The sequence below is a fragment of the Vreelandella sp. 2A-K22 genome (assembly GCF_054065485.1).
This window is the reverse complement of the sequence record NZ_JBSUGC010000010.1, coordinates 191,778-204,864: the sequence shown is the minus strand read 5'-3', so window position 1 is coordinate 204,864 and position 13,087 is coordinate 191,778. Positions and strand designations below refer to the sequence as shown.

Below are 13,087 nucleotides of genomic sequence, written 5' to 3'. Positions count from 1 at the left end.
TGATCATCGTAAACGCGAGCGTGGGAGGCAGACATGGCTGATAAATCAGACTATACAAGAGAGTCACTGCTGTATGGGTCTGATGTTCTGGTGATCTATCGCGACCCGGTTACGCCCCCCAAGCCCGCGCCCGGACAGCCAGGTACACACTCAAACTTCACCCCCCATGAGCCTGAGATATTCATTGCCGTACTGAGCGCTAGTCATATCGTGGCTTTCAACGGCCACGTAGACCTGGGCACGGGCATACGCACGGCGCTCGCTCAAATTGTTGCAGAAGAGCTCAGCGTCGCGTTCGACAGCGTCACCATGGTGCTGGGCAACTCCGTTGAAGCCCCCAACCAAGGCCCCACCATAGCCAGTGCATCGATTCAGATCACTGCCGAGCCTTTACGCCGAGCTGCGGCACAGGCGCGGGAGTACCTATTAACCCTGGCAGCAAAGCACTTTGACACTGAGCACTCACTACTTAGCTGCCAGAACGGCGCTATTACGCCAAGTGATAATAACCGTTCATCCGTTAGCTTTGGGGAGTTGCTGCGGGGCACCCGTCATGCATTAAAGCTTGCCGATGAGGTGCCGCTTAAGCCGGTCAGCCATTATACCCTGGTCGGCCAATCGACCTCCCGCGTGGATATACCCGCCAAGGCCACTGGGCAATTGACCTTTATCCACGACCTACGTCTGCCCAACATGCTGCATGGGCGAGTGATTCGTCCGCCTTATGTAGGCCATGATAGCGGCGACTTTATTGGCAACAGTTTAATCGCGGTAGATGAAAGCTCTGTGGCGCATTTGCCAGGTGTGATAAGCGTCGTGGTGGTCGGTGACTTTGTTGGCGTGGTGGCCGAGCGTGAAGAGCAGGCTGCTGCCGCAGCCAAGCAGCTAAAGATCCAGTGGCGCCCAATCGAAGGCTTGCCTCAGTTGGACAACATAGAGCAAGCACTGCTCGACCTGCCCAGCAAGCAGCGCATACTCCTCGAAGAGGGTGATCTCGACAGCGCTCTGGCCGCCGCACAACATCCGCTCAATCGTCACTATGTGTGGCCTTTCCAACTGCATGGCTCCATCGGCCCTTCGTGCTCTGTCGCCGATGCCAACGAAGATGGCCTTCACGTATGGTCGGGCACCCAAAATCCACACAGCCTGCGCGCCGACCTCGCCCGCCTTACCGGTTTGGATGAAGGTGTTATCACCATTACCCGTATGGAAACATCAGGCTGCTATGGCCGCAACTGCGCCGACGACGTTGGCGCGGATGCAGTGCTGCTCTCTCAGGCGGTGGGTCGACCTGTTCGTGTACAACTAACCCGTGAGCAGGAGCACACCTGGGAGCCTAAAGGGGCTGCTCAGTATATGGCCATTCAGGGAGGCTTAAACGCAGATGGCAGCCCAGCAGGCTATCGCTTTAATACGCGCTACCCCTCTAACAGTGCGCCCACCCTGGCACTACTGCTGACCGGTGCTGCCCCACCTATTGATATCCCCTTTGAAATGGGGGATCGAACATCGGTGCCGCCCTACCGCTACCCTCATCGCCAAATAGTGTGCGACGACGTCCCGACCCTGGTGCGCGCCTCCTGGCTGCGTGGTGTCTCGGCGCTGCCCAGCACTTTCGCCCACGAAAGCTATATTGATGAACTCGCCTACTTGGCGGGTGAAGATCCTGTCGCCTATCGGTTGCGCTACTTAGCCGATAACCGCGCCTGCGAGCTTGTCGAAGCGTTAGCCGAACGTGCGAACTGGAAACCCTGCACCGCTAACACCAATCCGAGTAGCGATGGCGAGTGGCGCTACGGCCGAGGATTCGCTTACGCCCAGTACGTACATAGTAAATTTCCCGGCTTTGGTGCCGCGCTCGCCGCCTGGGTGATTGAGCTTAAAGTCAATGTGAAGAGTGGACGGGTTGTCGTCGAGAACCTATATGTAGGTCAGGATGCGGGCCTGATGGTGAACCCCGCCGGCGTTCGCCATCAGGTGCATGGTAATGTGATCCAGATGCTCAGCCGCACTTTAAAGGAGCGGGTAACCTTTGAGGATGGTTTACCAACCAGCAGAGAGTGGGGCGGCTACCCTATTCTGCGTTTCTCGGAGCTGCCTCCCATCGACGTCATGCTGCTTGATCGCCCTGAACTGCCCCCACTCGGTGTTGGGGAGTCCGCCTCACTGCCCGGCGCTCCCGCGATTGCCAACGCGCTTTTTGATGCCACGGGGGTACGCTTTACCCATCCCCCTTTTACCCCTGACACCATTCGCGATGCACTGAAAGCCGCCCTTCGACTCCCCATGGAGGCGGCGATTTAATGCACCATCTTGATCTACAGGTTATCGAACGTGCGTTGAAATGGGCCAACCAGGGGCTGACCGTTTGGCTATGCACAGTTCTGAAAACTTTTGGCTCGGCCCCCCGGGAGCCGGGTGCCATGCTGGTCGCATGTTCGACAGGCGACTATCTGGGGTCACTGTCAGGTGGCTGTGTCGAAGAAGACTTTATCGCAAGGCTTCAAAAGGGTGAGTTTAACGAACCGGTTCAACGGGTGCGCTATGGCGGTGACGCTGGTTCAGCGAATATTCGTTTACCCTGCGGTGGTCGCCTTGAAGTGTTGGTTGAACGGCTAGCGCCCAACACCGAAAACCTCACTCACCTAGAAGTGATGCATGCCACGCTACTGGGTCGCCAACCGCTAACCCGCTGTATCACACTGGATGGCAGCGGCAAGCGCTTTAACCCATCGAATAACACCGAGCCCACCGTTACTTTCGATACAGATAGCGTCAATATTCGCATAGGCCCTGCGCTACGGCTGATTATCGCGGGGATCTCTTCAGTCTCTGCGCCCTGTGCGCTGTTTGCCCAAACGCTTGGTTTTGAAGTGATTGTCTGCGACCCCAGAGACGAGCCTAGGCAAAATTTTGCTGTCGCCGGAGTGGAAGTGCAGGCGGTACTGCCCTCCGTGTTTATTGCCTCTGGCGGTTGCCATGCCAATACCGCCGTTGTGGCCTTGACCCATGACCCGCGTATCGATGATTTAGCGATGATCGAAGCCGTCCGAACGGAAGCCTTTTACATTGGCGTTATGGGCTCTCAGCAGACATCACAGCAGCGTGCCGAACGACTGCTACGTTCTGGCGGCCTGACGGAAAGCCAAGTAGCAAGAATTGCCATGCCCATTGGGCTTAATCTGGGTAGCAAAACACCGGCTGAAATTGCGCTAGCCGTGATGGCCGATATTGCTCGCCTCTCTCGCGGAAAAGAACGCCATGCCTTGTAGCGATATCATAGTCATCGTGATGGCGGCAGGGCAATCAAGCCGCTTTGGCAGCGATAAAAGAGTCGCCAAGTTAGGCAATGGGGAAACGCTGCTTAGCTCCACTTTACGAACTATTCAGAAAACTTTTTCTAATAGCCGCGTTGTTATCAAACCCGAAGATAACGCCCAGTCACTCGGCCTTACACCAACGAATCACATTATTATTAGTCAGCGCAGTCATTTAGGCCTTGGTTACAGTATTAGCGATGCTTTTAGACAACTCTGCAGCGATGAAAGCATACATCATTATCGTGCTGCCGCAGTATGGTTAGCCGACCTCCCTTGGGTAAGTGAAGAGACATGCGGTGTATTAACAAAAATGGCCACCCCAGGGAGTATCGTACAGCCAATACACCAAGAAAATCCTGGGCACCCTGTTGTTTTTGGAAGAGAATTCTGGCACGAACTGGCACTTTTAGAAAATGACAGAGGTGCAAGTCCTGTCATCAAAAAGCATAGCGACTGTGTTATTTATGCCTCTCTCAACGACCCAGGCGTGTGCACTGACGTCGACTACCTCGATGATTTAACAAAATCACAAAAAAATACAAGAAGCGCGAAAATGCATACAAGACTACAACAAAAATCACAACAAAAATTACATTAAAATCTGAAACAGACTTTCAGTTTAACATTATTATATTAGTCGAAAAGATATTAAAAAAATCAAATATTTAAGCAAGTGCAGGATCGACCGTTAATGATTAGCGGTAGTAAGAATAACACCCAGGGAACCATTAAACAGTCAAAGCATGGCACTCATCAACATCCTCGTGCTTTGCTTCTGGCCAACATATCGAGGCAACAAATGAAAAAAATTTCTCGTCTTTCACTGACGCAGAAACTGCTGGTCGCTGTCGCTATACCTCTCTTAGTGGTAGCCGTCATTTTAGGCTTTGTCGTCAATCAACAGCTTAACCAGGCTATTCCAGCGTTAATCGATAATGCCGGTAAGCGGCAGGTAGAAGCACGGGCAGATGAAATCAGCCGCTGGATTACCGGGTACCGTAATTGGATCTCCGTACTTGCTCAGGATGAGCGTTTGGTGGAAGACGTGCCGCTTGCGTCTCACCGCGCTTGGCTCGAAAAGCGCTACCCACCAGGGGGCACCATCGAGTCACTGTTCTTTGCTGACGCATCCGGAGCAACCCTAACTCACGCAGGCGTCAACTTGGAGATAGCCGAACGTCCTTATTTCAAAGCCTTAGTGACTGACGGCACCCAGGATAGTCTGCTAAGCGATCCGGTTATCTCCATGGTGAGTGGCCTGCCAACGGCTATTGTCGCTGATACTGTATTCGATGAGCGTGGCAATCGAGCGGGACTGCTGGGCATGACCGTTTCCATGGCCGCCGTATCTGATATTACCTCCGATATTAATGTTGGCGATGGCAGCTACGGCTGGCTAATCGACAGCCAAGGGCAAGTCATTGCTCATCCGGTTGAAGAGTATCGCATGTCGCTCAATTACACCGATGCCGACCAGCAGGGCTACCAAGGCCTGGATGCATTGAGTCAGCAAATACTCAGCGGCACGGCAGGCTCCGGTGAAATAACCATGCCCAGCGGTGAGCAGACCGTGCTCATGTGGAGCCCGGTGGAAGGCACTTCCTGGGTGGTCGGGGTCACCGTACCCATCACCGCCTTTACGACCGTGACTAATAGCCTGCTGCAGTCGCTGCTGCTGGCGGGTGGACTGCTATTGGCATTGCTGTTGGTGGTGGTTGCCTATGCGGCGCGGCGCTCACTTGCCCCCATCAAGCATACCGCCAGTGCCATGGCTGATATTGCCAAAGGAAAAGGTGATTTAACGCGCCGTTTAGAAGCCAAAACCCAGGATGAAATTGGCGACCTCGCCCACGGCTTTAATGCCTTTGTCGAGCGTATGCAGTCTACCCTTCAGGAAGTGCGCCAAAACGCTCGCACGGTATTATCCGATGCCAGCGATATGGCGGATGGTACTCATGAGCTTTCATCGCGTACCGAACAAGCGGCGGCTAACCTCCAGGAAACGTCTGCCTCAATGGAGCAAATTCACTCCACGGTAGCGCATACTTCCCAGGCCTCCGAACAGGCGAATAGCCTCGCGCTAGAAGCCGCCAATGCCTCAGAACGTGGCACCGATTCGATGAATCAAATGGAAGCCAAGATGGCCGCGATTAGTGATTCGGCCAATAAAATAAGCGACATTATTGGCTTGATTGACTCGATTGCATTTCAAACCAATATATTGGCACTGAACGCATCGGTGGAGGCTGCCCGCGCTGGCGAGCAGGGCCGTGGTTTTGCTGTTGTAGCGAGCGAAGTCCGCACACTCGCCAGTCGCTCGGCATCTGCGGCACATGATATTCGTGCACTGATTGATATGTCCGTGAGTCATTCAAAAGAAGGCGGTGATATTGTCAAGGCGGCGGCTGATCGCATGAAGGAGATTCGCCACAGCGTTACTCAAGTGTCGGATGTGATCGCCGAGATTGCTGCCGGCGCCCGGGAACAAACCACTGGCATCCAACAGGTCAATACCGCAGTGGCAGAGATGGATATGATGACCCAGCAGAATGCTGCCATGGTCAGCCAGAGCGCCACGCTTGCCACCAATATGCGCGATAATGCGCAACGGCTGGATCAACTGATGAGCGAGTTTGTGCTCAGTGAAGGCGGCGCTGAGAACTCTGCGCTACCCTATACGGCAGCACATAAAGCGCGGACAGGCACTGCACTACCTCAAGCACCTAGCCGCCCTCCCCAGGCCACTCAGCAAAAGCATGAAGTGGCGGAATGGGAAGAGTTCTAATTTCTCATCATTAATAAGGCTAAAAGGCACCCGCTTGGGTGCCTTTTAGCTTAAAGTTCGTAAACTTTCGTGACCAATATGCAAAAGTATATAGAGAGTTTCACTGGCATAGCATTCATACCGCCGAACTTAGTTCACCTCCCTGTAAAATATCACGCTGCTCATGCCATAGCTCCTTAATGAAGCCCCTGCTCTGTTTCGCCCAAGAAACCTATGATCTGCTCTTCGCTGAAAAGCCTGTTCATTATGTTCAACCCCTTTGTGAGCATGATTGAACTCTTAAGTGTGGCGCCCATCAAGTTGGGGCTATTCAGTGCTTTTAAATTTCTAATATTAACAAGTCAGAAGGTGCATAGATATCCTGATAGTAGAACGGGCTACCATCGCCTAGTGATGTACAGGCTGTTACACAGAATGTCGCGTTATCAGGCCGCATTTCAAACAAAGCAGCATGACGGAGAGAGAGGTGGTTTATTGCAATGAGCGTATTTGCTTGATGAGAGCGTTGCCCCAAAAATGCTTCAAGGCAGATGCGAAGATTGACGCCTTCTAATTCACTCAATTCAATATCATCTATATTTATCAGTCTCTGCGGTAAGTACATTTCTGCACCAAGGTTGATGTTATCACCAGTGAGACGTCGACGAATGACAACGTAAGGCCCGGGGCCCAAGTGTTCGCTCCAGGGGCCACGTTCATTGGTGCGGAGTACCTCGACCTTGACCTGTGTCAGGCGTAGTGGACGATTTGTGGCGGCAACACGGAAGCGGAAATGCCAAATATTAGGGCCTAGCGGTTCTGCATCCGCTATGCGAGTGCCGTCTCCGCGTCGACGCACGATTAACCCCAGATCCTGCAACTGACCCAGTGCGCTTTGCACTGTGCCGAGTGAAAGCTCAAGGCTTCTCGCCAGCTCGCTTTCTGATGGTAACCGTTCTCCAGGCTTGACCTTTCCTTCCCGTATAGCTGCCATCAAAGCTAGCCGCAGTGCAGTACGCTTGGTTTCTTGTGGATTGCGGTGACGCTCTTCTTTTAGTTTCTGTATTAATAAAGAGCACAGGGCAGCATCCTGATTTTTTTTAGTCATGCCGATTTGTTACTCTCCTTTTGGCTTCGCCATATTGCACGTGAAAGAACGGCGATTGTAAGTAGCAAGAATACTAGTGCTAATGGGCTCGCCAGAATTGAGATCCCTTCTACTTGATGAAGCAAGAGAGCTTGGCGTAAAGAAGTTTCAAACATTCCTCCTAATAGAAAACCGATGACAGTGCACACAATTGAAATTCGCGCACGAGTAAAAAGAATACCTAGACCCGCAAAAGCTAACATTACACCGACGTCCCAAAGCGATTGGGTCGGAAGGTAAATACCAAAGATACAAAACATGAGCACTGGCGGCAAAATCAGGCGACGTGGATAACGAGCAAACTGCACCCATAGTGATAAACCCGCCCGGCCAATTATAAGGTGGAAAATATTCGCCAAAATCATGGAGGCGAAGAGTCCATAAATAAGCTCCCCATGCATGCTCAGCATGAAAGGCCCCGGTACAACACCATGCATAACTAGGGCGCCAACAAGTAATGCTGCCGCGATATTGCCAGGAATGCCAAGTGCGATTGTTGGAATCAGGTTAGAACCAACCACAGCGCTATTGGCGCTTTCTGTAGCAATGATACCCTCGGGCTCTCCTTTACCAAAGTTATCGCCGTTTTTGGAAGCACGTTTAGCGGCTGAGTAAGATAGAAAAGAGGCTAAGGTTACGCCTAGCCCTGGTAGCATCCCAACAAGAGAGCCAGTCAATGCCCCTCGGATTAGCGTGCGCCAGTAAGAGAAAAATTCACGTGCAGAAACAGATCGGCCTGCTTTCGTATCAGCTTGATTCGAGGCGAAGTCATCTTTTTCACGCCGGGTGATGAGATCAGAAAGCTGAATAACCACAGATGAGAGTGCAAGCGCGCCGATTGCCAAAGCTGACAGTGAGAGGCCATCTTCTAATTTAAGTTGACCAAATGTGAAGCGAGAAGTGGAGGCAACGGGGTCAAGGCCTATCGTTGAGAGTAGAATACCAAAGAAGATACCTATTCCACTTTTTAAGGGTGAATCTCCTGCAATTCCAGCAATTAATGCAAATGAGAATAACAATACAGCTGTATATTCTACTGGCCCAAACTGCAATGCGAAGGCGGCAAAAGGCACAACAAGGACGATGAGTAGTAAATCAGAAATCGTATCGCCGGTAACCGATGAAAAAAGCGAGAATTTCATTGCACGAAAAGCTTCTCCGCGCTTAGCCATAGGGTAGCCATCCCAGGCCGTTGCTGCTGCCTCGGGTGAGCCGGGAGAATTTAACAGAATAGCCGGAATGGCCCCACCGGATGTCCCTCCTTTATTGACTCCTACTAGGAAAGCAATGGCAGCTAACGGGGACATGTAAAAGGTTATCGGTATCAGTACCGCCATGGCGGTTACGCTGCCGAGTCCAGGCAAAACACCAATCACAATGCCTAAGGCAATTCCTAAAGCGATGAACAGTAAATTCATCGGCTCTAACGCTGCTGCGAATGCCTGTAAGATAATATCTAACATGGATGACCTCAGGGCAGTTGAATATAAAAGGCATGCCATGCGAGTTGCTGAAGGGCCAGCGGCAGTAATATTGAGCCTAGTGCGCATCGGATTAAATAGCGGCGCTGGCCAGCTAATACGATGCCCGTAAAACATGATACGGCGGCGGTGACGACGAATCCTACATACATGAGTAACAACATTGTGGCAATGGCCCACGCAAGCCAAGCGAGAGTTTCTAGCAATATACGGGAGCCGTTATGAGGAATTCGTCGGAGCGCCCAGTGGCGATTCTTAAACATTAGCATCGCGCCAAATAGCCCAATGAAAATGCAAGCCAGTTTAGGAAAAAAACCAGGAGAAAGCTGGCTGTGATACGTGGTCGTTTCCACACCGACTGGAATCAGCAAGAAAATAACAAACAGCGCGAAGCTGACGGTAATTGCACCTATTAAAAAATCGAAACGATCAGAAGCATCTTGTGTACAAGGTTTCTGATCTATCATGGCGCAGTCTCCTCATAAATGGCTGCCAAATCTTCATTAATGGTCATTAGTTCTGCCGTTAATTGGCTTCCAGTTAGATCCGCTAAAGGAAAACCGAGCGTGTTCATCATTAAGTCATTGAAGGCTTCGGAATGAGCGGCGGTAATAGCAGCCTCTGTTAACTTGGCGCGCAATTCTTCTGACAATCCGGCTGGAGCCCATATAGTCGCGCCTCCAGGCATGGAAACACCATATCTTTCTTGCATGGTTGGCACTTCGGGCATCGTTTCCTGAGGGGCTGCTGTCATGGAGAGAACAACATTCATTTGATCTAAGTAACGGTTATGGGCCCCGCCAGACCATGCAAAATTCACCTTATTCCCTAACAAAAAGGGAACCATTTCACCGCCGCCTTTAGTTGGCACTGCTACCCAAACAACCTGTTCACGCATGGCAATGTAATCAACAAAGGCGCGCGAGATTGAGTTCTGATCAGCATAACTCATGCTTTGTGCAGCAGAGAGTGCAAGCAAGTCTTCGAACGTTTCAATGCCTGAGCTCTTAGACGTAACGATTGCCTGGGGAAGGTCTGTAACCCTAATTATGGGGTCAAAACTACTCAGCGAATAGTTCACGTTTTCAGCAATAGGGGGCCACAGGACGGTAGACCCTGGCGCAAATAATAATGTATAGCCATCCGCTATAGCACGAGATGCAGCGGTCGTGCCGATCTTTCCGCCTGCGCCAGGCTGGGTCCTGACAAGCACATTTATATTCAATTCATTACCCAGTTCTTCGGCAAAAACACGCGCCATGGTCTCCATAGATCCCCCTGCCTGATAGGGAACAATGAGCGTGATCGGTTTTTCTGGATAGTCGGCCAGAGCAGCAAAGGGCAGAGACATCATAGTGAGAATGAAAATTGTTTTAACAAGCTTACGCATCTCAGTACTCCTGTTTATCGTGTTATTACTATGAAGTTTTGTGCGAATTTTAACCAACCTCATAGCCGGTGAAGCATAAATTGACGCCGAATGGGCATTTTTTGCTACGCGGAGTTGGCGTGAGTGTGCTGACTTATTGTTATTACTTCACAGTAATAGAAGGCTTTGCGGGCATATGTCAACAAAAATTTGCTATTCTGACTTTTTTATCCCTATATTACTATGTAGTTTTAATTGGACTCAAAACAACTCATCAAAGGTTCCCCATGCCAAGAAGACTCGATATAGACCCTGAAATGATAGGTGAATCTAAGCTCCTAACGACACCGGGCACTGATCCTGCCTTGTTTGGCACCGCGGTGATGAGTGGGCCTGAACATGTTGAAGTGCGTAGCTACCAAACTTTTCGTATTCAATACACGACTGGCAAGCTGGGCCTGGACGATACAGGCGCGATACGCTTGGCCCTTAGGTTAATCTCAGACGCTGGGTCACTACAGACGACCGACCCAACCGCTCCAAATTACGTTACGGCGCGCTCATCCGGTGATGGACAGCTGTTTCTAAAATATGACCGTAACGGGGGACAGCGTCCATGGAATGAAACCCTTACGATTTACCAGCGAGGCGGCTACCTCAAACCTGGTGAGACGATTGAGATTGTGCTGGGCGACACGACTGAAGGTTCTCCTGGTCTCTTAATGTCGACCTTCTATGAAGGCGCAAGGGTTATCCGCGTAATGGCAGACGTGCAGGCTACGGGCAATTTTATTCCGTTGCCTGATACTCATTTGGCGTTCACGGTTGGAGCAGGACCAGCGCATCGGTATTTAGCAATTTTGCCGACGCGCCGACGCTTAAACGACATCTTCTGCCTTGGATTAAAAGCCGAGGACCTTTGGGGCAACCCGACATCAAAAGGCAGTACACGCTTTGCTATTGAAAGCTCGTTACCCGTCGAAGGCCTTCCGAGTGTCATTGATTTCGCTTCAGCCAGTGGAGCGATGCGCATTGAACCTCTGCGAGTAGCCGCAGAAGAGGGGATATTGAGGATTTGGCTTACTGCTGAAGACGGAACCGTTGTAGAAGCTGGGCCGATGCAGGTTCTTACTGATGGGCCAGCACATTTCTGGGGGGATCTACACGGGCAGACCGGTGAGACCGTCGGCACCAACTCCATAGAGCACTATTTTGATTTCGCTCGAAACAAGTCGTTTCTGGACGTGACAGCCCACCAGGCTAATGATTTCCAAATTAAACCGGCTTTCTGGAAAAAGCTCAATCATTTGACAGAAACATTGAATGAACCCGGTGTTTTTACTGTGTTACCAGGTTACGAGTGGTCTGGCAATACAGCAGTGGGTGGCGATCATAACGTCTTTTTTAGAAAGGAAGGAGCGAGAATATATCGCTGTTCTCACGCATTGGTTGCGGAGCATGATGACCTTGACACTGATGCACATACACTGACTGACCTTTATAACAGGCTTCATGACGAGCCAGTGGACTCCGTCATGTATGCCCATGTTGGAGGCCGCTATGCCAATATTCATTTCGATCACGATCCCCGGTTAGAAGCAGCGGTGGAGGTACACTCTGCGTGGGGTAGTTTCGAATGGATATTAACCGATGGCTTCCCTATGCGTCGTCGAGTTGGGGTCGTTGCGAATTCTGATGGACATAAAGGTCGCCCCGGTGCCTCTTATCCAGGCGCTTCATTTTTCGGTGCCTATGGCGGCTTGACTTGCTTTCTGATGAAAGAAAATACACGTGATGCTGTCTTTGAAGCGATTCGCCGTCGCCATACCTACGGCACCTCGGGCCCGCGTGTAGCCATAGACATTAAGGCAGAGCTGACCGCTGGTGGAACACTGTTTCACCGCAACCCTATCGCTGAGCCTGATTGTGCAACCGAAAAAGTCTTTGTCTGCACTATGGGTGATATTGTGCAAATAACGGACAAAAAGGTGAAAGTTTCAGTATCAGTGGACGCCCCCGTCGGTATTGAAAGCATTGAATTGCGTCGAGGCACAAGCACGGTTGCCCTATGGCGTGGTTACGAAGACAAAAACCTTGGTAATCGTTTGCGTCTCATGTGGTCAGGCGCAGAATATCGTGGCCGTGGCCGTAATACTCGCTGGCAGGGGCGAATATTAATCAATGGTGGTTGTATAGAAAGGTTTTCACCAGTAAATCGCTTAAACCCTGAGCAAACCTTAGAACAAGTCGGGTCAAAAAGTGTGATTTTCAATACGATTACCACTGGCAATCGGATGGGATGTGATATTTGGCTTGAAGAAGAGAGCTCTGAAGTTGAGGTGACAACCAATCATGGTGAGCTTTCACTTACACTTAAAGAGATGGATGGCAAACCGGTGGTAATGAGTGCAGGAGGGCTTGAGCGGAAATTAATAGCCCAGCGGCTACCTGCAGGCGGATTAGCTACTTCAGCGCACTTTCAAAAAGAAATAGAGATCGAAGAAGACGGTGATACCCCAGTTTGGCTTTGCGTTAACTTGGAGGACGGTAACCAGGCTTGGACTTCCCCTATATATTTGTTCCAAAAATAATTGCCATGGCTGCGTCGAAACCAGGCGCGGCTTATGCATTTATGTCAGCATCTCCCCCTCTGTAGGCGGCTATCCTGAGGGATGGTAGGAGAAGTTGTATCAGCGGGCTTAGCTAAAAAATGGCAACCAAGGTCAGCATAATGGAGTTTTACACAGGCATGCCACGTGAGATGGAAGCGCATAGAATCCGGCCCGTTATCGGTAAGGCTATGATCGCGTAACGATGCTTGCCCTCTAAAAATGGGGAATTACCCTGGCTACTTTGTTTGTAAAAACGCCTTTTCCTTTTTGTTGCATCAGAAATTCTGAGTTAGCTTAAACCCGGCATAAAAGGGCTATTGTTAATTCAAAACACCACTATTATTCGCAAAAAACCCCGCATCCGAGGATGCGGGGTTTGCTTGCTTTCAATACA

9 protein-coding genes are annotated in these 13,087 nt (G+C 50.9%); 5 read left to right on the top strand and 4 right to left on the bottom strand.

Going from position 1 to position 13,087, the window contains the following annotated elements; all coding sequences use genetic code 11:
- Window positions 1-33: 33 nt before the first annotated feature.
- The 4 genes from ACW17M_RS15125 (at window position 34) to htc1 (ending at window position 6,105) form a co-directional block, all read left to right on the top strand.
- Window positions 34-2,304, top strand: a complete 2,271-nt coding sequence (locus ACW17M_RS15125) for a xanthine dehydrogenase family protein molybdopterin-binding subunit (RefSeq protein ID WP_027957175.1) — start codon at window positions 34-36, stop codon at window positions 2,302-2,304.
- Entirely contained in the window at window positions 2,304-3,272 is a 969-nt protein-coding gene (locus tag ACW17M_RS15120) for an XdhC family protein (protein ID WP_027957176.1), read from the top strand. The genes ACW17M_RS15125 and ACW17M_RS15120 overlap by 1 nt, the downstream gene beginning before the upstream one ends.
- The gene (locus ACW17M_RS15115; protein WP_051430579.1) at window positions 3,262-3,918 is read left to right on the top strand and encodes a nucleotidyltransferase family protein; all 657 of its coding nucleotides are present in this window, start codon (window positions 3,262-3,264) and stop codon (window positions 3,916-3,918) included. The genes ACW17M_RS15120 and ACW17M_RS15115 overlap by 11 nt, the downstream gene beginning before the upstream one ends.
- Window positions 3,919-4,119: 201 nt before the next feature.
- Window positions 4,120-6,105 carry a methyl-accepting chemotaxis protein Htc1 gene (gene htc1, locus ACW17M_RS15110; RefSeq protein ID WP_035538718.1) on the top strand — a complete coding sequence of 662 codons (1,986 nt, stop codon included), beginning with the start codon at window positions 4,120-4,122 and terminating at the stop codon, window positions 6,103-6,105.
- 319 nt (window positions 6,106-6,424) lie between these two features.
- On the opposite strand, the gene ACW17M_RS15105 is transcribed toward htc1, so the two are convergent.
- Genes ACW17M_RS15105 through ACW17M_RS15090 form a run of 4 tightly spaced genes read right to left on the bottom strand, consistent with a single transcriptional unit; the run spans window position 6,425 to window position 10,102 of the window.
- Window positions 6,425-7,192 carry a GntR family transcriptional regulator gene (locus ACW17M_RS15105; RefSeq protein WP_009286024.1) on the bottom strand — a complete coding sequence of 256 codons (768 nt, stop codon included), beginning with the start codon at window positions 7,190-7,192 and terminating at the stop codon, window positions 6,425-6,427.
- Entirely contained in the window at window positions 7,189-8,694 is a 1,506-nt protein-coding gene (locus tag ACW17M_RS15100; RefSeq protein WP_035537878.1) for a tripartite tricarboxylate transporter permease, read from the bottom strand. The genes ACW17M_RS15105 and ACW17M_RS15100 overlap by 4 nt, the downstream gene beginning before the upstream one ends.
- Window positions 8,695-8,702: 8 nt before the next feature.
- On the bottom strand, window positions 8,703-9,179 hold the full coding sequence (locus tag ACW17M_RS15095) for a tripartite tricarboxylate transporter TctB family protein (protein ID WP_027958273.1): 477 nt from the start codon (window positions 9,177-9,179) through the stop codon (window positions 8,703-8,705).
- Window positions 9,176-10,102, bottom strand: a complete 927-nt coding sequence (locus ACW17M_RS15090; RefSeq protein ID WP_457547724.1) for a tripartite tricarboxylate transporter substrate binding protein — start codon at window positions 10,100-10,102, stop codon at window positions 9,176-9,178. The genes ACW17M_RS15095 and ACW17M_RS15090 overlap by 4 nt, the downstream gene beginning before the upstream one ends.
- A 119-nt stretch (window positions 10,103-10,221) precedes the next feature.
- On the opposite strand from ACW17M_RS15090, the gene ACW17M_RS15085 reads away from it, so the two are divergent.
- Window positions 10,222-12,672: a DUF3604 domain-containing protein gene (locus ACW17M_RS15085; protein ID WP_233974978.1), complete on the top strand. Its 2,451-nt coding sequence runs from the start codon at window positions 10,222-10,224 to the stop codon at window positions 12,670-12,672.
- Window positions 12,673-13,087: the final 415 nt, after the last annotated feature.